The organism is Campylobacter sp. 110 (genome assembly GCF_002383965.1).
Lineage (GTDB): Bacteria > Campylobacterota > Campylobacteria > Campylobacterales > Campylobacteraceae > Campylobacter_D > Campylobacter_D coli.
Genome location: NZ_NXBD01000052.1, coordinates 17,451 through 38,782, shown reverse-complemented (window position 1 = coordinate 38,782; position 21,332 = coordinate 17,451). Strand labels below are relative to the sequence as shown.

At 32.6% G+C, this 21,332-nt stretch carries 19 protein-coding genes and 4 pseudogenes; 15 read left to right on the top strand and 8 right to left on the bottom strand.

The window, feature by feature from the left end; all coding sequences use genetic code 11:
• Nucleotides 1-39: 39 nt before the first annotated feature.
• Genes BGS43_RS08395 through surE form a run of 3 tightly spaced genes read right to left on the bottom strand, consistent with a single transcriptional unit; the run spans nt 40 to nt 1,907 of the window.
• Nucleotides 40-498, bottom strand: coding sequence for a GNAT family N-acetyltransferase (locus BGS43_RS08395; RefSeq protein WP_025398688.1), 459 nt, complete (start codon nt 496-498; stop codon nt 40-42).
• Nucleotides 482-1,141, bottom strand: coding sequence for a tRNA threonylcarbamoyladenosine dehydratase (locus BGS43_RS08390; RefSeq protein WP_072219711.1), 660 nt, complete (start codon nt 1,139-1,141; stop codon nt 482-484). The genes BGS43_RS08395 and BGS43_RS08390 overlap by 17 nt, the downstream gene beginning before the upstream one ends.
• Entirely contained in the window at nt 1,131-1,907 is a 777-nt protein-coding gene (gene surE / locus BGS43_RS08385) for a 5'/3'-nucleotidase SurE (protein WP_096569417.1), read from the bottom strand. The genes BGS43_RS08390 and surE overlap by 11 nt, the downstream gene beginning before the upstream one ends.
• 171 nt (nt 1,908-2,078) lie before the next feature.
• Between surE and BGS43_RS08380 the strand changes: the two genes are divergently transcribed.
• The 4 genes and pseudogenes from BGS43_RS08380 to cdtC all read left to right on the top strand — a co-directional run bounded on the left by BGS43_RS08380 (nt 2,079) and on the right by cdtC (nt 5,783).
• A complete protein-coding gene (locus BGS43_RS08380; RefSeq protein WP_096569414.1) occupies nt 2,079-3,449 on the top strand; it encodes an MFS transporter in 1,371 nt (456 codons plus the stop codon).
• 148 nt (nt 3,450-3,597) lie between these two features.
• Nucleotides 3,598-4,375 (top strand): annotated as a pseudogene (gene cdtA, locus BGS43_RS08375) (cytolethal distending toxin subunit Cc-CdtA).
• 24 nt (nt 4,376-4,399) lie between these two features.
• Nucleotides 4,400-5,203: pseudogene (gene cdtB, locus BGS43_RS08370) on the top strand (cytolethal distending toxin nuclease subunit Cc-CdtB).
• Nucleotides 5,204-5,226: 23 nt separating this feature from the next.
• Nucleotides 5,227-5,783 (top strand): annotated as a pseudogene (gene cdtC, locus BGS43_RS08365) (cytolethal distending toxin subunit Cc-CdtC).
• Between the two features lie 157 nt (nt 5,784-5,940).
• On the opposite strand, the gene zupT reads toward cdtC, so the two are convergent.
• Nucleotides 5,941-6,816 carry a zinc transporter ZupT gene (gene zupT, locus BGS43_RS08360; RefSeq protein WP_096569411.1) on the bottom strand — a complete coding sequence of 292 codons (876 nt, stop codon included), beginning with the start codon at nt 6,814-6,816 and terminating at the stop codon, nt 5,941-5,943.
• Between the two features lie 145 nt (nt 6,817-6,961).
• Between zupT and lpxB the strand changes: the two genes are divergently transcribed.
• The 8 genes from lpxB to BGS43_RS08320 are packed head-to-tail and all read left to right on the top strand — an operon-like array spanning nt 6,962 to nt 14,722.
• On the top strand, nt 6,962-8,053 hold the full coding sequence (gene lpxB, locus BGS43_RS08355; protein WP_096569408.1) for a lipid-A-disaccharide synthase: 1,092 nt from the start codon (nt 6,962-6,964) through the stop codon (nt 8,051-8,053).
• A gap of 16 nt (nt 8,054-8,069) precedes the next feature.
• On the top strand, nt 8,070-8,555 hold the full coding sequence (greA, locus tag BGS43_RS08350; RefSeq protein WP_002778078.1) for a transcription elongation factor GreA: 486 nt from the start codon (nt 8,070-8,072) through the stop codon (nt 8,553-8,555).
• A 9-nt stretch (nt 8,556-8,564) separates the two neighbouring features.
• On the top strand, nt 8,565-9,323 hold the full coding sequence (locus BGS43_RS08345; RefSeq protein WP_324186071.1) for a UDP-2,3-diacylglucosamine diphosphatase: 759 nt from the start codon (nt 8,565-8,567) through the stop codon (nt 9,321-9,323).
• Nucleotides 9,316-10,272, top strand: a complete 957-nt coding sequence (locus tag BGS43_RS08340) for a chemotaxis protein (protein WP_002826358.1) — start codon at nt 9,316-9,318, stop codon at nt 10,270-10,272. The genes BGS43_RS08345 and BGS43_RS08340 overlap by 8 nt, the downstream gene beginning before the upstream one ends.
• Nucleotides 10,273-10,275: 3 nt before the next feature.
• On the top strand, nt 10,276-12,585 hold the full coding sequence (locus BGS43_RS08335; RefSeq protein WP_096569405.1) for a hybrid sensor histidine kinase/response regulator: 2,310 nt from the start codon (nt 10,276-10,278) through the stop codon (nt 12,583-12,585).
• A gap of 4 nt (nt 12,586-12,589) precedes the next feature.
• Nucleotides 12,590-13,111 (top strand): chemotaxis protein CheW, encoded by a 522-nt coding sequence (locus BGS43_RS08330; RefSeq protein WP_002826355.1) that lies wholly within the window; start codon nt 12,590-12,592, stop codon nt 13,109-13,111.
• Nucleotides 13,111-13,734: a phosphoserine phosphatase SerB gene (serB, locus tag BGS43_RS08325; RefSeq protein WP_025398683.1), complete on the top strand. Its 624-nt coding sequence runs from the start codon at nt 13,111-13,113 to the stop codon at nt 13,732-13,734. The genes BGS43_RS08330 and serB overlap by 1 nt, the downstream gene beginning before the upstream one ends.
• A 1-nt stretch (nt 13,735) precedes the next feature.
• Nucleotides 13,736-14,722, top strand: a complete 987-nt coding sequence (locus BGS43_RS08320) for a transaldolase (RefSeq protein WP_025398682.1) — start codon at nt 13,736-13,738, stop codon at nt 14,720-14,722.
• Here the strand turns inward: BGS43_RS08320 and BGS43_RS08315 are convergent.
• Both BGS43_RS08315 and carB read right to left on the bottom strand, forming a co-directional pair.
• Entirely contained in the window at nt 14,719-15,141 is a 423-nt protein-coding gene (locus BGS43_RS08315; RefSeq protein WP_002826351.1) for a hypothetical protein, read from the bottom strand. The genes BGS43_RS08320 and BGS43_RS08315 overlap by 4 nt on opposite strands.
• Nucleotides 15,138-18,407 carry a carbamoyl-phosphate synthase large subunit gene (gene carB, locus BGS43_RS08310; protein WP_025398681.1) on the bottom strand — a complete coding sequence of 1,090 codons (3,270 nt, stop codon included), beginning with the start codon at nt 18,405-18,407 and terminating at the stop codon, nt 15,138-15,140. The genes BGS43_RS08315 and carB overlap by 4 nt, the downstream gene beginning before the upstream one ends.
• 106 nt (nt 18,408-18,513) lie before the next feature.
• Between carB and BGS43_RS08305 the strand changes: the two genes are divergently transcribed.
• The 3 genes and pseudogenes from BGS43_RS08305 (at nt 18,514) to BGS43_RS10175 (ending at nt 19,475) form a co-directional block, all read left to right on the top strand.
• The gene (locus tag BGS43_RS08305; protein WP_002790313.1) at nt 18,514-18,711 is read left to right on the top strand and encodes a hypothetical protein; all 198 of its coding nucleotides are present in this window, start codon (nt 18,514-18,516) and stop codon (nt 18,709-18,711) included.
• Nucleotides 18,712-18,802: 91 nt separating this feature from the next.
• Nucleotides 18,803-19,103, top strand: a pseudogene (locus BGS43_RS09685) (hypothetical protein); the annotation flags it as partial.
• The gene (locus tag BGS43_RS10175) at nt 19,086-19,475 is read left to right on the top strand and encodes a hypothetical protein (protein ID WP_096569483.1); all 390 of its coding nucleotides are present in this window, start codon (nt 19,086-19,088) and stop codon (nt 19,473-19,475) included. The pseudogene BGS43_RS09685 and the gene BGS43_RS10175, both read left to right, overlap by 18 nt.
• Here the strand turns inward: BGS43_RS10175 and BGS43_RS08295 are convergent.
• Both BGS43_RS08295 and BGS43_RS08290 read right to left on the bottom strand, forming a co-directional pair.
• Nucleotides 19,459-20,352: a DMT family transporter gene (locus BGS43_RS08295; protein ID WP_002790315.1), complete on the bottom strand. Its 894-nt coding sequence runs from the start codon at nt 20,350-20,352 to the stop codon at nt 19,459-19,461. The two genes, BGS43_RS10175 and BGS43_RS08295, sit on opposite strands and share 17 nt — an antisense overlap.
• Nucleotides 20,346-21,287, bottom strand: a complete 942-nt coding sequence (locus BGS43_RS08290; RefSeq protein WP_096569402.1) for a fatty acid desaturase family protein — start codon at nt 21,285-21,287, stop codon at nt 20,346-20,348. Before BGS43_RS08290 ends, BGS43_RS08295 begins: the two co-directional genes overlap by 7 nt.
• Nucleotides 21,288-21,332: the final 45 nt, after the last annotated feature.

Genomic DNA, 21,332 nt, shown 5'->3' with positions numbered 1-21,332 from the left:
TTATATCTTTTAATTTATTATTTTTGCTTATCTTAACTTCTAATTTTTACAAAGCACATCTTTTTTCATCAAAAAATTTTTTAAATTTTGCCCCTCTTTAATAACCTTGTTTTCCCTTATAAGTTCAAAACCATTTTTTAAGAAAAAATCTTTAGCACTTAAGGATGCGAAAGTGTAAATTTCATTATGCAAATAAGTTTTTAAAATGAAATCAAGTAAATTTTGCGCTAAACCTTGTCTAACAAATTCAGGATGAGTAAAAAGCAAATCAAGCAATTTCTGCTCTTTTTTAACACTTATAAAACTTGCGATTTTTCCTCTTTTTTCATAGACAAAGATCTCATCATATTTAAATTTTTCTTCCCATTGTTGTCTATCAATTTTAATCCAAGCACGAATTTGATCTTTTGTATAATCCTTAGCGCAAAGTGTTTTTACACTTTGCTCAAAAAGCGACAAACAAGCATTTAAATCTTTAATATCAGCTTTTCTTAGCAAGAACTTTTCTTAATGCCAAGCTGGCTAGGGCTAAACCAAAAGATGCGGTCACACCCATGAAAGATCCAAGATCTTTACAATGCGCTTCCTCATCTGAAAAAACCACATCAAAATTTCCTTTAAAACCTGATTTTCTAAGCTCGTAACGAAATTTTTTTGCTAAAGCATCTCCGTGGGTTTTAAATATACTTGTAGTTTTTATACGCGTAGGATCAAGCTTTCTAGCCCCACCCGTAGAAGAGATAAAAATTTGACGCTTAAAATCGATCAAATTAGCAAGTGCTACTTTTGCAGGAATATCATCAATCGCATCGACGATTAAATCAAATTCACTTAAATCAAAATTTGCTAAAAATTCATTGTCTATTTTACTTACTATACCCTTAGCATTATAAATTCTAGCAAAAACCTTAGCCTTTTCTTCGCCTAAATTTTCACTATGAATTTGGCGGTTTTGATTGGTGATTTCAAATTTATCCGCATCGATTAAAGTAAGATTTTGAAAACCGCTACGATAAAGTGCGTCAACGCACATCCCGCCTACTCCACCAAGTCCACATACAAGCACTTTGGTTTGTGAAATTTTATCGAAATTTCCCTCACTTACTAGCCATTTTATACGCGTAAATCTATCATTCATTATTTGCCTTTAACCATTTTTTAACTTTTTTCATTTTGTCATAAGCACTTAAATCAAGCATTATAGGAGTTATAGTCACATAACCTTTTTTTAATAAAGCTATATCGCTATCTTTCTCATCTTCAAAATCCAAATTTGCTGCTGCTAGCCAATAATACTCCACTCCGCGTGGATTGATATTTGAATGCGCCTCAAAATTATACACTCGCTTGCCTGCTTTACAAATTTTAATGCCTTTTATATTAGATTTTGCTGGAAAATTAATATTTAAAAATTCTTTTTTTCCTAAAGGAAAGTCTTTATCAAAAATATTTTGAACGATTTTTTTAGTAGCTTTTAAAGCATTTTTAAAATCAAGCTCTTTTTCACTTTTCTTATAAAATTGCGAAAGAGCTATAGCAGGAATTCCTTGTAAAACTGCTTCCATAGCACCCGCGCAAGTACCTGAATATGTGATATCTTCACCCACATTTGCACCCTTGTTAATCCCACTTATTACAAGATCAGGCAAACGCGTTTTATAAAGCGCATGAAGAGCAAGATAAACACAATCTGCAGGAGTTCCATCATCGAGCTTGTAAAATCTTTTTCCTACTTTGATAAAACGCAAAGGTTTTGTAAGAGTTATGGAATGCGAACAAGCTGATTTTTCAGTAGCAGGTGCAACTATGGTAATTTTTGCTTTAAATTCTTTTTTTAACATTTTAATGAGTTTTTTAAGCCCTTTGCTTTCAAAACCATCATCATTGGTAATAAGAATTTCTTTCATTACTCTTCCTTACAAAAGATAAATTTGGATTGTAGCATATTTTTTTAAAAGCTTTGTAATATTAATTTTTGATTTTAAAATATTAATTTTATGCTATTTTTAATTATATTTTTATTTAATATTTATTAATATTATTACATAATAAATTGTAAAAAATTGGGAGGGTGGAGCATGTTTGACTTTTTTAAACCAAAAGCAAAAGCTATAAAATTTCCCAAAGACGAAATTTTACCTAGATACTACAAGATGAGAACTTGGAGTTTAAGTGGGGTTTTTATAGGATATATGGGGTATTATCTTGTACGCAATAATATCACTCTTGCAACCCCATTTATACAAAATCAACTCGAACTTAGCAAATCAGACATTGGGACAATCACAGGTTCCATGCTTATAGCTTATGGAATTAGCAAAGGTGCTATGAGTGTACTTAGCGACAAGGCTGATCCTAAAAAATATATGGCTTTAGGGCTCATTTTATGTGCTCTTATAAATGTTTTATTGGGTTTTTCAAATTCTTTTTATGCTTATGTAGGCTTTGTCATCGCACTTGGAGTGTTTCAAGGTATGGGTGTTGGTCCTTCTTTTATCACTTTAGCAAATTGGTATCCTAAAAAAGAGCGGGGAATTTATACAGCTAATTGGAATATCTCGCACAATTTAGGAGGAGGTATAATCGCTCCTATAGTATCACTTTCTGGATTTGCTTTAGCAGCATTTTTAGGCGTAAGCTTGGCGGATTTTAATGAAACGCATTGGCATATCAATCATTTTTATGTTCCTGCTCTTTGTGCAATTTTAATCAGTCTTTATGTGCTTTATGTAGTCAAAGGAAGTCCTAAAAATGAAGGTTTGGTTGATATTAGCGAAATCAACGAAATGAGAGGTATTAAAACCGAAGAAATTAAAGCTGTAGAAAGTCCAAATTTAAGCAGTCTTGAAATTTTTTATCATTATATCCTTAAAAATAAAAATGCTTGGTATGTAGCTTGGATGGATACCTTTGTTTATATGGTACGTTTTGGGCTTATTTCTTGGCTTCCTATCTATCTTCTTGAAACAAAAGGCTTTAATAAAGAACAAATAGGTATTGCCTTTTGGCTTTTTGAATGGGCTGCTATACCTTCTACTTTACTTGCAGGATATATTTCAGATAAAATTTTTAAAGGCTATAGAATGCCTCCTGCTATAGGTGCTATGGTGATTATTTTCTTTATGATTATTGGATATTTTACTTCAAATAATCTTTATATGGTTATTTTCTTTGCAGCTATGGCGGGGTGTTTAGTCTATATACCACAATTTTTAGCAAGTATGCAAACTATGGAAGTCGTTCCTGCTTTTGCAGTAGGATCTTGTGTAGGACTTCATGGCTTTATGAGTTATGTAGTCGGCGCTTCACTTGGGACGAAGGCTATTGGTTGGGCTGTGGATTATTATGGCAGTTGGAATGCTGGACTTATAATGCTTCTAAGCGCTTGTATACTTTGTATACTTTGCTCTATCTTGTGTCATTTTGGTGCTAAGAAAAAATACGCATAAAAAACCGTGATCAATTTACGGTTTTTAATCATTTTTATACATTTTTGCGAGTGCAAAATTTTAATGAAAGATTAAAAGTCACATTAATATAACAAAATACATTAAAATATTATGTTAATATATCAAAACCTAAAAACAAGGAGGATATATGCAAAAAATAAAATTAAGCCTAATGTTTTTGATTGTAACAATCATTTTTTTCAGCTTGTTCTTCAAAAGAACAACAAATCAATCCTTTAGGAAGATCTTATGGTAAATTTAACGATAACGATCCTTTAAAACTTGGTTCAAAACCTACACCCCCTGTCAAACAAAAAACACCAAGCTTGGTAGAAGGTAAAAAATTTCCCGCCATACCACTTGTCCCACCTGTAATCACTCCTAATACCTTTAAAGGAGATAATGCCGTCAAAGGTCCATTGCCAAGGCTAAAATCTCCAAACGAATTTGCTTCAAATGCTTTATATGAAAACACAGGTATGGTAAGTGATTTTGTCACTATTATGAATCCTAATGGAGCATCTTTAACAATCTGGGCTTTAAATCCTGGCAATTGGATATGGGGATATAGTTTATTTGCTAGTAGACCTTTTGGAGATGCAAGAGCTTGGCAGCTTATTGATTTTCCAAACAATACAGTAATGATTAAAAATGCAAAAACATTTACTTGCTTAAACGCCTATAGAAATGGCATCGTTCATTATCCTTGTGATCAAACAAATTTTGCGCAGTTTTGGAGACTTTATCCGATGACTAATGGAGCTTATCAAATTCAAAATTTTGCCACCCAACAATGTATACAAACACCTGTTTCAAATGTAATGGAAGAATTTAATTTGAGCTTTTATAATATTTATTTAACCGATTGTTTGAAAGAAAAAGAAAAGAATTTGGATAGACAGTGGTATATAGGCGCTCCTATTTAATTTTTTCGCTATGAAAGGAAGATAATGAAAAAAATAGTATTTTTGATTTTAAGTTTTAATGTATTATTTGCCGCTTTAGAAAATTACAACACCGGAACTTGGAATTTGCAAGGCTCATCAGCTGCAACTGAAAGCAAATGGAATGTTAGTATAAGACAACTCATAACCGGTGCAAATCCTATGGATGTTTTAGTCGTTCAATAAGCGGGGGTTTTACCTAGTGCAGCTATGATGACTCCTAGACAGGTGCAACCCGTGGGCGTGGGTATTCCTATACATGAATACATATGGAATTTAGGCTCTGTATCAAGACCTAGCTCTGTTTATATATATTATTCTAGAGTGGATGTAGGAGCAAATCGTGTGAATTTAGCTATCGTTAGCAGAGTGCAAGGGGATGAAGTTTTTGTTTTACCTCCCCCAACAGTTGCTTCAAGACCTATTATAGGTATACGCATAGGCAATGATGCTTTTTTCAACATACACGCTCTAGTAAGTGGGGGAAATGACGCAGGAGCCATTGTCGCTGCTGTGGATATGTTTTTTAGAAATAGACCTGATATTAATTGGATGATTTTAGGCGATTTTAATAGAGAATCAGGCGCCTTAGTAACCTTGCTAGATCCTGACTTAAGAGCGCGCACTCGCGTAGTTGTTCCGCCTTCTTCTACGCAAACAAGTGGAAGAATGATTGATTATGCAATCACTGGAAATTCCAACACTGCAGCTTTATACAACCCACCACCGATAGTTGCGATTTTAGCTTTAGCAGGATTAAGAACCTTTTTGGCTTCAGATCATTTTCCTGTAAATTTTAGAAGACCTTAGGAGTTTAACATGAAAAAAATTTTATTTTATTTTTTGCCCTTTTAAGCTTTTTAAAAGCAGAGCCTAGCTTGGATGAATTAGCAGACTTTACTCCTATGTTTACTTAAGATCTTTAGAGACAGGAATTTCTTTAAGTCCTTTTAGAAAAACTTCAAAAAGGTTAGAAGATCAAAATTGGTTTTTAAAAGAGATTGTAGCAAATGATGAGTTAAAAGCTAGGGATATACACGCAAAAGATTTGCCTTTTGGCTATGTTCAGTTTATAAGCCCTAAGGGTGGTGATATATGCCTAGCTGTTTTAAGTGAAAAAAGTTTTGGCACCAAATCTTGCAAACAAGATTTGCAAGATGGAACAATGCAGACTATTTTTTCTATCATACCAATGACAAATGGTTCTATACAAATTAGATCTTTAACCAATGGTGGCAATCAATGCATGAGTACTTTTCCTGACTCTAGCATCGCCATAGAAAATCGCTTTGGTTTAGGAGAATGCCTTTTGGATCGTTCTATCGTAACTGTATTAAGCAAACTTTTCTTTTTCTCCCCTGCTATAGTCGAAGCAAGCGCGATTTACTAACACTTTTCTAATAAAACCAAGCTTTCGCAGCTTGGTTTACAATAAGTTTTATATGTTAGAATACACTTTTTATTTCTAGCAATTTTAAAAATCTTAGTAAAAATTTGACCACTCACTAAAAAAGCTAAAACAATGCTTTATAAATCTTTAATTTAACTCAAGGATTTAACAAAATCAAACTCACCGCCATTACAACCATTCCTAAAACAAGTCCATAAAGGCTATCGTGGGCTTTATCATAAGTCTTTGCCGCAGGCAATAACTCATCAAAAGAGATAAACACCATAATCCCAGCCACCACAGCAAAGGTGATGGCTAAAGTAAGCTCATTCATGATAGGCAAGATCAAAAACGCTCCCACAATCGCTCCCATAGGTTCAGCTATACCCGAAAGTGCAGAGTAAATAAAGGCTTTTTTCTTATCTTTTGTAGCATGATAAATCGGTAAAGAAACTGCCATTCCTTCAGGGATATTGTGTATAGCTACAGCCACAGCGATAGCCACACCAAAGCTAAGATTATCAAGGCTTGAGATAAAAGTCGCAAAACCCTCAGGAAAATTATGTATCGCTATGGCAAGTGCAGTAAATATACCCGTTCTTTTCAATGCCTTTACATTGATCTTTTTTAAAGATTCACCTGCATGAAAAGCGGGTGCTTTTTCATTTTTTTGAGGCAAGGGGCAAATCTTAAGCTCACTTAGATCTTCTTTAGGATCGTGAGGGTTGACATCTTCAGGGATAAATTTATCAATGATAGCCGATAAAAAAATTCCACCAAAAAAACACAAAAGTGCTAAAAGCTCTCCATAACCTGAATGATAATATTTTTTAAAATCTGTAAAAGCAGAGGGTAAAATTTCCATAAAAGAAATATATATCATCACTCCAGCAGAAAAACCAAGGCCAAAAGAAAGAATTCTAAGATTGTCATTTCTGCTAAAAAATGCTATCACAGAACCAATAGCGGTTGAAAGTCCGGCAAGGATGGTCAAAGCCATCGCTACTAAAATTTGTTCTAATGTAAATTCCATGAAAAGCATTATAGCAAAAATCAGTAAATAAATTTTATTTAATAATAATTTTTATTATTTATATAAATTCAAAACAATAAAAACTAACAAATGCTAAGAAAAATTTAGATATTATTTTACTTTAAAAATTGTATAGAGAGTGAAAATGAAAAATCTTTTAATATGCGCCTTAGAACCTTCGGCAAACCTACATTTAAAAGAAGTTTTAAAAGCTTATAAAGAAGAATTTGGCGAATTTAAACTTTATGGAATTTATGATGAAAATTTATGCAAAGAATTTGCCCTAAATTCTACGCCACTTTATAGCTCGCATGAATTTAGCGCCATGGGTTTTGTAGAAATTTTACCTTTGATTTTTAAAGCAAAAAAAGCGATTAAAGAATTAGTCAATTTGACTTTAAATCAAACAATAGACGCGGTTTTATGTATCGACTCTCCCGCTTTTAATATCCCTTTTGCTAAAGCTTTAAAAAAAGCAAATTCAAAAACAAAAAGAATTTATTATATCTTGCCTCAAGTTTGGGCTTGGAAAAAAGGGCGCATTCCTATTATAGAAAGCCATTTTGATGTTTTAGCCTCTATCTTGCCTTTTGATGAACAATTTTTTAGCAAAAGTATATATGTAGGACATCCTCTTTTGGATGAAATTAAAGATTTTAAAAATGAAAACGATATTAAAATTTTACTTAACAAAAGTGAAAGTGAAAAGACTATAGCGTTTTTACCAGGCTCAAGACGCAGTGAAATCAAGCGTTTAATGCCTGTTTTTAGAGAATTATCATGCAAATTTAAAGGAGAAAAAATCCTTTGCGTACCACCTTTCAATCTCAAAAGTTTAGAAATTTATGGCGACATAAAGGATTTTAAAATACAAAGCAATACACCCCAAGTGCTTAAAAAAGCTGATTTTGCTTTTATTTGTAGTGGAACTGCTACCCTAGAAGCAGCTTTGGTAGGAACTCCTTTTGTGCTTGCTTATAAAGCAAAGACTATTGATATATTTATCGCAAGACTTTTTGTAAAATTAAAACACATTGGGCTTGCAAATATTTTTTGTGATTTTGCTGGAAAAGAAGCTTTAAATCCTGAATTTTTACAAGAACAAGTCAATGTTTTAAATTTACATGAAGCTTATAATAAATATGATTATAAGGCATTTTTTGATAAAGTACATTTTCTAAAAGAATATTTAAAATTTGGAAGTGCGAAAAATCTCGCTAAAATATTAAATCAATAACAATTAAGGATATATAATGCAAAAAGAACCGATGAGCCAATTTGGCTATGATAAATTAAGCGCTGAATTAAAAGATTTAAAAGATAACCAACGCCCTGCTGTTGTGATAGAAATCGACACCGCAAGAAGTCATGGGGATTTAAAAGAAAATGCAGAATACCATGCCGCAAGAGAAAAACAAGCCTTGATAGAAAGTCGTATCGCAGAACTTAGTGATTTAATCGCAAGAGCACAGATCATCGATCCTTCAAGCTATGAACATGATAGCGTTAAATTTGGATCTTCTGTGGTGATTATGGATTTAGATACTGAAAAAGAAAGCAAATATACCCTAGTAGGTATTTGTGAGGGAAATTTGGATAAGGGTTATATTTCTATTGCTTCACCTATTGCAAAGGCTATGCTTGGTAAAAAAGAGGGAGATGAATTTAAAGTGCGTTTACCAAAAGGAGAAAGCGAATTTGAAATTATCTCTATCAACTATGAACCTTTAAAATTTTAAGGATAGAAAATTTTACTACAAAATGGAGCGATTTTAATCGCAGATGCTCATGAAAATGATAAAAGAAGAGGCTTTTGGGAATTTTTACAAGCTTTAAAAAGGAGTGAAATTACCACACCTCAACTCATTTTAATGGGAGATATTTTTGACTTACTTATAGGTGAAATCTCTGCTACGCATGAATTTGCGAAACCCTATATTAAACTTCTTGAAGAACTCGCTTTAAAAATGGAAATTATTTATCTTGAAGGAAATCATGATTTTAATCTCGCTCGTTTTTTTCAAAGGGTTAAAATTTTTAGCCTACAAGAACAACCCTTAAAACTTAATTTGCATACAAGTAAAGGTAAAAATACTGATTTTAAAAATTCTTTTATCACTCTAGCTCATGGGGATATTTTTTTATCTCCACCTTTGCAATTTGCTCTTAAAAGCTTAAGAAATCATTACTTGCTAGTATTTTTAAATTTTTTAAATCAAATAAGTTTCAATTCTATCTCAAATAAAATTCTTCAAAATCAAAACAAAAAAAACCTTTTTTATCAAATAAAAGATTTTGAAAATTTAGCGAAAAAAAGATATGAAAAATATGAAAATTTAGGATTTTGGGTATGTGAAGGACACTATCATCAAAATCATCAAATCAACAAAGAAAACATTAAATATCTTAACTTAGCTAGTTTTGCATATGAGAGAAGTTTTTTTGTAGTAGAATATCAGCAAGAAATCAAATTTCGAGAACAGAAATTGAGGGGTCAAAATGTTTGATGAAAATATCGTGAAAACGGGTTCAAATGAAATGGAGCTTGTCGATTTCCGTATCTTTAAGCAAGGACACGATAAAGTCTATGAGGGAATTTATGGGGTAAATGTCTCTAAGGTTAGAGAAATTATCAAAATTCCAAGCCTCACAGAACTTCCTGGTGTGCCTGATTATATCGAAGGAATTTTCGATCTTCGAGGCGTAGTTATACCGGTAGTAAATCTTGCTAAATGGATGCAAATCACCGAGCCAGAAAGCACTATGCTAAAACCTAGAGTTATTATCACTGAATTTAGTAATATTCTTATAGGCTTTATAGTGCATGAAGCTAAAAGAATTCGCCGTATCAATTGGAAAGATATAGAACCAGCTACTTTCTCTACAGGTTCAGGTGCCTTAGATAAAGGAAAAATTACAGGTGTCACTCGTATAGAAAATGATGAAGTTCTTTTAATACTTGATTTGGAAAGTGTTGTTGAAGATTTAGGAATTTACTCTCCTAAAACCGATATAGATTTTAGTAAAATTGAAAAATTCAGCGGATCAGCACTTATTTTAGATGATAGTATGACAGCTAGAAAACGCGTTAAAGAAATGATGCAACAAATGGGCTTCCAAGTTGTTGAAGCTAAGGACGGCGTAGAAGGCATAAACAAATTAGAAGAATTAAGCCAAGTTTATGGTGAAAGTTTAAACGATACTTTAAAAATTATAGTAAGCGATGTCGAAATGCCACAAATGGATGGTTTCCACTTTGCTGCACGCATTAAAGAAGATCCAAGATTTAAAGATATTCCTATAGTCTTTAACTCATCTTTATCAAATGAATTTATGAATGAGAAAGGTGTTCAAGAAGCTGGTGGAGAAGGCTATCTTGTCAAATTTAACGCTAGCGATTTCTTCAATGAAATTGCAAAGGTTATTAAAAAACATCAATCTCAAGAACAGGGGTAAAATATGGAAGATATGCAAGAAATACTTGAAGACTTTTTGGTTGAAGCTTTTGAGCTTGTTGAGCAAATCGACCATGATTTAGTAGAGCTTGAATCAAATCCAGAAGATTTAGAATTATTAAATAGAATTTTCCGTGTTGCACATACGGTTAAAGGATCATCAAGCTTCTTAAATTTTGATATTTTAACAAAGTTAACTCACCACATGGAGGATGTTTTAAACAAAGCAAGACATGGCGAGTTAAAAATAACTCCAGATATCACGGATGTGGTTTTAGAGTCTATTGATAGAATGAAAACTTTACTTAATTCCATTCGTGATAATGGCAACGATACTGCTATTGGTATGGATATAGAACCAATTTGCGCAAGATTAACAGCTATTTCAGAGGGAGAGTCTCCTGTTGTGGCAACAGATTCAAATGAAAAATCTACTCCACAAGCAGAACTAGAAGCACCAAAACAAAAAATAGCTACTCCAGAACCTGAAGTAGATGTTAATCAATTAAGCGATTCTGAAGTTGAAGCTGAAATAGAAAGACTTTTAAAAGTTAGAAAAGCTGAAGATCAAGCTCGTCGCGCACAAAAGAAACAAACAACAAATGCGGCACCTAAACCAACTAACAATACAGCAAATAAACCTACGGAAAGTGGAGAGAAAAAAGTTCCTGCTTCAGGTAGTAATGCTAGCAGTATGGATCAAACCATACGCGTGGAGGTAAAAAGATTAGATCACTTAATGAATCTAATTGGGGAGCTTGTTTTAGGCAAAAACCGTTTGCTTAAAATTTACGATGATGTTGAAGAGCGTTATGAAGGAGAAAAATTCCTTGAAGAACTTAATCAGGTTGTAAGTCAATTAAGTATTATTACAACTGATGTTCAGCTTGCTGTGATGAAAACCAGAATGCAACCTATAGCAAAAGTTTTCAATAAATTCCCAAGAGTTGTTCGTGATTTAAGTCGTGAATTAGGAAAGCAAATAGAACTTGAAATTACAGGTGAAGAAACTGAACTTGATAAATCTATCGTAGAGGAAATTGGCGATCCTATCATGCATATGATTAGAAATTCATGTGATCATGGTGTTGAGGATCCAGCAACGCGTGCTGCTAGTGGAAAGCCTGAAAAAGGTATCGTGCAACTTAAAGCTTACAATGAAGGAAACCATATAGTTGTAGAAATTACCGATGATGGTAAGGGACTTGATGCAAATGGCCTAAAAGCTAAAGCTATAGAAAAGAATTTGATTACCGAAAGAGAAGCGGATCAAATGACAGATAAAGAAGCTTTTGCTTTGATTTTCAAACCAGGTTTTTCAACTGCGACAAAAGTTACGAATGTTTCAGGTCGTGGCGTTGGAATGGATGTTGTTAAAACCAATATTGAAAAACTCAATGGCGTGATTGAAATCGATAGCGAATTAGGCAAAGGAAGCTCCTTTAAGCTTAAAATTCCTCTTACCTTGGCTATTATCCAATCTTTACTTGTTGGAACTCAAGAAGAATACTATGCAATTCCTCTTGCAAGCGTTCTTGAAACAGTTAGGGTACCAATTGACGATATTTACACTATTGAAGGCAAAAATGTATTGCGCCTTAGAGATGAAGTACTTTCTCTTGTAAGACTTTCTGATGTCTTTGGAGTTAAACAAGTGCTTGAAAGTGGAGATCAAACCTATGTTGTAGTTATTGGTGTAGCAGAAAGTAAACTGGGTATTATTGTTGATACTCTTATAGGACAAGAAGAAATTGTTATTAAATCTATGGGTGATTATTTGCAAAATATCCAAGGTATAGCAGGTGCTACTATCCGTGGTGACGGTAGAGTAACACTTATCATAGATGTAGGCGCTATGATGGATATGGCAAAAGAAATAAAAGTTGACATCAAAGCTCAGATTGAATCAAGTGCTAAAAAACCAAAAGAAAAACCAAGTGATTACAAGGTCTTAATCGTTGATGATTCTAAAATGGATAGAACTTTAATGCAAAAAGCTTTAGAACCGCTAGGAGTTAGTCTTATTGAAGCTACCAATGGCGTTGAAGCATTAAATATTATAAAATCGGGCGATCATGATATTGATGCGATATTAATTGATATCGAGATGCCAAGAATGGATGGTTATACCTTAGCGGGTGAAATTAGAAAATATTCTAAATATCGCAATTTACCGCTCATTGCAGTTACTTCAAGAACAAGCAAAACTGATCGTCTAAGAGGTGTTGAAGTAGGTATGACGGAATACATTACCAAACCTTATTCTCCAGAATATTTGGAAAATGTGGTTAGAAAAAATTTGAAACTAGGATAAGAATATGAGTAATGAAAAATTAGAGCAAATTTTGCAAAAACAGCAAACTCAGATGGCTGGTCCTGATGTCGATCAAAGAGAAGATGATATCATCCAACTTGTTGGCTTTGTAGTTGGAGATGAGGAATATGCGATTCCAATTCTTAATATACAAGAAATCATCAAACCTATAGAATATACTAGAGTTCCTAGTGTACCTGATTATGTTCTAGGGGTTTTTAATATGCGTGGTAATGTTATGCCGCTCATTGATCTAGCTCAACGCTTTCATTTAGGAAGTTCTAAAATGACACCTCAAACAAGATATATTGTTTTAAGAGGTGAGACAAATGGAACTGGAGTTGGAGGAAATGCTGGTTTTGTTATAGATAGATTAACTGAAGCAATTAAAATTCACAGAAACAGAATCGATCCACCACCTGAAACTTTAGTTAAAGACAAAGGTATGATTTATGGTATAGGAAAAAGAGATGAAAATATCTTAACTATACTCAAAGTAGAAGCTTTGCTTAAGCGCGAATTTTAATGATTAAACTTTGTGTTTTTGACTTTGATGCTACTTTAATGGATGGTGAAACTATTGATATATTAGCTAAGGCTTACGGCAAAGAAAAAGAAGTGGTGGATATCACTCATCGCGCTATGGCGGGTGAACTTGATTTTTTTGAAAGTCTGCAAGAGCGTGTCAGTTTTCTAAAGGGAATGCCTTATGATCTTGTTCTTAAAATAGGACAAGATCTTCCATTGATGAATGGAGCTTATGAGCTTATTGAATTTTTAAATTCTAAAAATATTTTTGTTGTTATTTTTAGTGGGGGTTTTCATGAAGGTATTGATCCTGCTATGAAAAAACTAAAAGTAAATTTAGGCTTTGCAAATTATCTACATCATAAAAATAATACTTTATCAGGACTAGTGGGCGGAGAAATGATGTTTTCAAATTCAAAGGGTTTAATGCTGCAACACCTCAAGAACTTTTTAAATTTGCAAACTCATGAAGTCATGTGTGTGGGCGATGGAGCAAACGATATCGCTATGTTTAATGAAAGCGGTTTAAAAGTCGCATTTTGTGCTAAAGAAATTTTGCGATCAAAAGCAGATATTTGCGTAGACAATAAAGACTTGAAAGAAATAATAAAGGTAATATAAGATGAAAAAATTTTCTCTTTGGTGTGATTTTATAGAAAATAGTTTTTTAGATAATGATTTTTTGAATTTGCTATCTCGCGGTGTCAATGGAGCAACTTCAAATCCCGCTATTTTTAAAAATGCTATTTTAAATTCGCCTATCTACAAAGAAAAAATAGCCAAATTAAAAGGAAAAAAGGCAAAAGAAATTTATGAAGAACTTGCTATTGCTGACATACAAAAAGCAGCAGACAAGCTTGCTCCTTTATATCACACGGGAAATGATGGTTTTATAAGTCTTGAAATCGATCCGAGATTTTATGATAATACAAGCTTAAGTTTGGGCGAAGCAAAAAAACTTTATAGTGCCATTGGTAAAGACAATGTGATGATTAAAGTTCCAGCAACCAATGCTTCTTATGAAGTAATGTATGAATTGATGAAAAATGGCATCAGCGTAAATGCTACTTTAATTTTTTCTTTAGAGCAAAGCCAAAAATGCTTTGAAGCTTTAAATGCAGGTTTGATTGAATTTAGAAAAAACAATATAGCCTTGCAAGGAAAAAATACTCACTTAAGAACTCCGCAAGCTGTTATAAGCATCTTTGTAAGTCGTTTTGATAGACTTTTAAATTCTAAAGCAAAAGAACAAAATCGTATAGGAATTTTAAATGCAAATTTAGCCTATAATAATATCATCTCCAAAAACGAACCCAATATCCGAGCCTTATTTGCAAGCACGGGTGTAAAAGGCGATGATTTACCAAAAGATTATTATATCAAAGAACTTCTTTTTAAAAATAGTATAAATACTGCCCCACTAGATGCTATCAATGCATTTAAAACCGAAATTGAATTTAAAAAACCTTTAATGAATTTTGAAATTTACACACAACTTAATGCTATCATTTCACAAAATGAAAGAGAAAAAGCTTGTGATGAATTACTAAAAGATGGTTTAGAGCAATTTTGCATAGCTTTTGAAGAAATTTTACAAGCGCTAAACTAGCGAATTTTTTTAAACTTCTTGCGATGAAGTTTTATTATTTTTGATGAGATATTTTCAAAAAATATCTCATCAACCACAACATCTGCGACACTTCTAGCCCAAAGCTCATCAAATTTTTGTCCGTGCTTGTTTGCAGAACTTGAATAAAAACAACCCATTTTTTCTAAGAATTGTGCGTGTTTGCAATCTTTGACAATTCTTACTGCTTGATTGTTTGGATAAATAAAAGTTGTTTTTTTGGCACGACGCACCCAATTTTTAAATTGATTTGGAACTCTTACGATTTTTTTTAACTCGTCAAATTTTGCAGAAGTGATCAAGCAGGGCTGATCTTTAGCCCTGCCTTTTAAAGCATTGATTTCTTCTAAATTTTTACTTAAAAATCCTGCTGTAGTATCTGTTTGCGCTAGATAAATCAAGCTTTTAAATACTCCTGCAGGCTTTTAACTTCTAAATAACTTTGATTTTGTATCGCTTTAATCGATTTTGCACCCGCAAGAGCTGAACGCAAATTTGTAAAATAAGGGATTTTAAAACGGATAATATTTTCACGAATTTTTTTCGTATCCCCTGCAAAAGTATGACTATCACTTGTATTTATCACTAGCTGAATTTCTCCATTTTTCAGCTTGTCTTCCACATTTGGACGCCCTTCTGAAATTTTATGTACAAGCTCACACTCAAAACCATTTTCTACAATTTCTTTACAAGTTCCACTTGTAGCCATTAGTTTAAAACCTAATTTAGAGTATTCACTCGCAAGTTTTTTAGCATACTTTTTATCTTTTTCTTTTAAAGAAATGAAAACCACTCCACTTTCTGGCAAATGATTAAAAGATGAAATTTGACTTTTCGCGTAAGAATTAGCAAAATCCTTACTTATGCCCATAACCTCACCTGTTGATCTCATCTCAGGTCCTAGCTCTAAATCACTTCCACTAAGCTTAGCAAAAGGAAATACCGCTTCTTTTACGCTGATATATTTTGAAAGCTTAGGACGCAAAATCGCATTGTCAAAATTCACCACACCAAAAGCATCATAAAATTTTAAAGCTTCTTTTAAATTCCCCTGCCACATTACGCGTGTTGCAACTTTTGCCAAAGGTATACCTGTAGCTTTACTTACAAAAGGTACGGTACGACTTGCTCTAGGATTTACTTCTATCATATAAAGTTCGTTATTGTAAATTGCAAATTGTATATTTAAAAGTCCTACAACACCTAAATTTAAAGCAATATCTGCAGTTTTTTGTACGATTTGTTCTTGCATTTTTTCATCAATATTGCAAGGTGGCAAAGAACATGCGCTATCACCTGAATGAATTCCTGCTTCTTCAATATGCTCCATAATTCCTGCTACATAAACATCTTTACCATCACTGATAGCATCAACATCGATTTCAGTCGCATTATCTAAATACTGATCGATCAAAACAGGACTTTTATCGCTTACATCCACAGCTTCTTGCATATAAAGTCTAAGTTCACTCTCATCATTAACCACGCGCATAGCTCTTCCGCCTAAAACATAACTTGGTCTTACAAGCACAGGATAACCTATCTCGCTCGCTTTTAAAACCGCTTCTTCTACGCTTGTAGCGGTAGAATTTTTAGGTTGATTGATACCAAGTTTTGTAATAAATTCAGCAAATTTCTTTCTATCTTCTGCCATATCGATCACTCTTGCGCTTGTGCCTATGATTTTAGCTCCAAAAGCACTCAAGCGTTTAGCAAATTTAAGAGGAGTTTGACCACCAAAATGTACTATAACCCCATCTGGTTTTTCGCGCTCAATCACACCACGCAAATGCTCAAAATCAATAGGTTCAAAATACAAAATATCACTCGTATCATAATCTGTAGAAACGGTTTCTGGATTGCAATTATGCATAATAGTTTTTACGCCCAAATCCTTTAATGCAAAAGAAGCATGCACACAAGCATAGTCAAATTCTATACCTTGTCCTATACGATTTGGCCCACCACCTATAATCATCACTTTTTTTTCTTTTTTATCTCTTGCTTCATTTTTACTTTGGGTAAGTTCGCTTACATTGATACTAGAATAAAGATAAGGAGTTAAAGCTTCAAATTCCCCTGCACAAGTATCTACTTCGCTAAATTCTGCTATGATTTTTTGCTTCATTCTTGCATAATAGATATCATTTTGACTTAATTCTAAATTATCTTTTAGATTCACAAGCAAGGCGATCATCTTGTCTGAAAAACCCATAGTTTTTGCTTTTCTTAAAAGGGTTTTGTTATGCAAGATATCCATATCAATTTGCTCTTCAAAATCTACAATTTCTTTAATTTGGGATAAAAACCAAGGATCGATTTTACAAAGCTCATAAAGCTCTTTTACATCAAAACCCTCTCTAAAAGCTTGCGCTACATAAAGCAAACGCTTTTCATTAGCGTTGCGAATTTTAAAGATAAGATCGTTTTTATCTTCAAATTTCACTCTATCAAAACCACTTAAATTTCTTTCCAAAGAACAAAGTGCTTTTTGTATACTTTCTTTAAAAGTTCGGCCAATCGCCATTACCTCACCCACGCTTTTCATCGCTGTGCCTAAAGTTGTATTGGCTCCTGGGAATTTCTCAAAAGTAAAACGAGGAATTTTTGTAACAATATAATCAATCACAGGTTCAAAACTAGCAGGAGTGCCGGTAATATCATTTTTTATCTCATCCAAGCTAAATCCAATCGCCAAAAGTGTTGCAACCTTTGCTATAGGATAACCCGTTGCTTTAGAAGCTAGAGCGCTTGATCTTGAAACCCTTGGGTTCATTTCAATAACTATCATTCTACCATTTGTTGGATTGACAGCAAATTGCACATTTGATCCGCCCGTATCCACGCCTATTTCACGCAAAATGGCAAAAGAGGCATTACGCATAACTTGGTATTCTTTATCAGTTAAAGTAAGAGCAGGTGCAACCGTGATACTATCTCCTGTATGCACTCCCATAGGATCGAGGTTTTCTATACTACACACGATAATGCAATTATCATTTTTATCGCGGATAACCTCCATTTCATACTCTTTCCATCCAAGCAAACTTTCTTCGATAAGAATTTCATGGATTGGCGAAAGTGCTAAGGCAGCATTAGCGAGTTCTTTAAATTCATCCATATTATAAACCACACCGCTTCCCGCACCACCTAAGGTATAAGAAGCACGGATCATCAAAGGAAAGCCGATTTCATCTACAGCTTTTAAAGCTTCATCATAATTATACGCATACATAGATTTTGGTAAATCCATGCCGATTTTTTTCATACATTCTTTAAAAACTTGACGATCTTCGCCTTTTTTAATCGCTTCAGGGTTTGCACCCAAAAACTTCACATCACCTAAAAGTCCGCTTTCATAAACTTCCATAGCTACATTTAGAGCCACTTGTCCACCCATGGTTGGCAAAATGGCATCGATTTTCTCTTTTTTAATAATACTTAAAATACTTTCCTTGGTTACAGGCTCTATATAAGTAGCATCAGCAAATTCAGGATCAGTCATAATAGTCGCTGGGTTAGAATTGATTAAAACTACGTGATACCCTTGTTCTTTTAAAGTTTTTGCTGCTTGAGTTCCTGAATAATCAAATTCACAAGCTTGACCTATAACGATAGGACCACTTCCTATAAGTAAAATATTTTTAATATCTGTTCGTTTTGGCATGAATTTTCCTAAGAGCATAAATTTGGGCTGATTATAACAAATTTTAGTTTTACAAACTTTGAAATTCTGTTATAATTTTAAAAAAATAGGCAAGAAAGAAATACTCATGAAAAAAATTAAAATTTCAGTTTTTTTAATATTTTTTTGTCAATTTTCCGTTTTAGCAAATAATTTACCCCAAAATATAAAAGAAAATTTAGGCATTAATCAATTCTTGGACGAGAGTTTAAAAGAAATTTTAAATCAGCCCTTAAAGGAAAAATTTGCTCTTACTCCAAAGGGGGAATATTTTTTTCGAGAGTAATTTAAGTCTTTTTCAAAAACAATACTTAGAAAATAATGCCACCGCATGTGCTTATTTAGGAAGAGAATTTGCAGCAAACACGAGACTTCCTTTGGATTTAAACAAAGCTTTATTGCTTTTCCAAAAAGCTTGTAAACTTGGGAGATTGGACTCTTGTGTGAGAATCAACAATATAAAATTTAAATTACTGAAAAAGCTAGATGAAGAAACTTATCAAAGCAATTTAAAATATTTTTTAGATCAAAACTCAAGTTTTGCTTTATTAGAACATATCGCTACGCTTAGTAAAAAAGATATAAAATCAGCAATTATACTAGCCAAAAAAAGCTGCGAGCAAGGGCATGATGCTATTTGTACAGGACTTTCTTATATGTATGCATGGCGGACAAGGGGTAGAAAAAGACTTAATCAAAGCTAAAGAATTAAGCTCTAAAGCTTGTGAAAAAGATACAAAGTTGTGCTTTGCGCAAGGCTGGGTTGAATTATTTAATCAAAATGATATTTTAGCCCAAAAACTTTTTTATAAATCTTGTCAGGCCGGATATTATACTGATTGTAATATGGCAGTTGATAAAAATTCCAAAGATCAAGCTATGCAATTATATCTTATTAAAATCACACAAAAAAATAGTCAAAATCAATGTCAAAACTCAAGCAATAAACAATCTTTTGCTTGCCATAAAGCATCTGCTCTTTCTAAAGAAATTTTAAAAATCCAATTGAAAAAAATTTCTGAAAAACTGCTTTTTACAATTTTAATTTAAATTCATGAACAAAAATAGCAAAAAGTATAAAAACTCCACCTAAAATTTGCAAAAACGAAATACTTTGAGCCAAAAACAAAGACCCAAAAAGCATAGCAAACAAAGGCTCACTAAGTTCTATAAGCTGGACTGAATTTGACTTTGCAAGACTTAAGGCTCTAGTAGTGCAGTAAAATCCCCCTATAGTAGGCAAAAACGCCAAAGCTAAAAGCAAAATAAGACTTTCTAAAGAAAAATTAAGATTTAAATTTGCTCCAAATAAAGGAATACTCAAATACAAGCTTCCTATAAAAAGCAAAGCACAAAGAGGAACTAACCCAAAACCCAGTTTTAATTTTCTAGTAAAAAATAAAAATAAAGCATAGCCAATCCCTGCTAAAATAGCATTTACAAGGCCTTTTAAATGAGTAAAATTTTCCAAAGTCCCACCTTCAGCCAAAAAAATCATCCAAAGTCCCAAAAGCGCAAAAACCATAGCCAAAAGCTCATTTAAATGAAAAAAGCGTTTAACATCCAATGCTTCACAAATAAAAGTGATAATCATCCCCACACCAAAAAGCACAAAAACTACATTAGCCACACTCATACTCGTGTAAGCAGCACTCTCAAAATGATAAAGCATAAAAAATCCAAAAAAAGCAAGAAGCAAAAGTGTGAAAATTTTCTGCTTGATAAAAGCCAACAAAGTGGTCAATTTTCTCATATAAATTAACATCACAAACAAAATCACACTAGCCACAAAGCACTTATAAAAAGCTACTTCTGAACTCATAAAACCTTTTTTAAAAAGAAAAACACTAAAAATTCCAACAAAAGCGTTAAATATTGCAGCTAAAAAAGCGAAAAAGAAAGCTTGAAACTTAGGATTTTTTAGCATATTTTAAGCTCCTTTTTAATTATTTTTTTCCATAGAGAGGAAGCTTGATTTGAAGAGCTAAAAATACCTCCCATATTAGAGTTTAAAAGTCTGTATTCTTCATTTTTACATAAAATATTATGAGCTTTATCTAAATTCCAAAAAGGAATATTTGCAAACAAATGGTGGATTAAATGATAATTTTCTTTATGTAAGCCAGTAAAAAATAATTCAATTTTATTGCCAAATCTATTCCAAGATTTTTCTATTTCTCTTTTATTTTTTATAATAGGAAAGTGTTCTGCCATCTCTATAAAATGTCCTACCATAGGAAAACTTGTAAGTAAAGGCACAAACCAATACATTAATAAAATATCAAGAACATTAACATAAAAACAAATACCAAAAATAACAATCCAAAATAAAATAAGATATTTAATTTCTTTATCCTTAAAATCACCCAAGCTATTTTTTATAAGATAAGAAATAAAATCAAAAGTCTTACTCAAAAACAAGGGTAAGATAAGGTGCCTAAAAATAAATTCTTTTAAAGAATAAGAAGCGAAAAGCTTTGATTGTATATAAAAATCATAATCAGGATCTTTATTTTCAATTCCTAAAAAACCATGATGTTTAATAACATGGCTTTGTCTGTATTTTTTAAAAGTTTGAAAAATAAGATATCCGCTTGGATATTTACCTAAAAAATCATTTAATTTTCTATTTTTTGCCAATATTCTATGGGCTGACTCATGTAAAATAGTCGCTAAAGCCCTTTGTCTCGTGCCAATAAATAAAACTGCAAATAAATACATAAAAATGTTTTGCATAAAACAAGAAATGACTATTATCAAAGTAATTTGTAAATAATCCCATAATACAGCAAAAATTCCATGATAGTTATCAAGTTTATAAAGTACTTTAAGTTCTTTTAAAATAGTATTTTCAAATAGCATTTTTAATCCTAAAAATTATTCATTGTTTTAATTGTATTTTGTTTT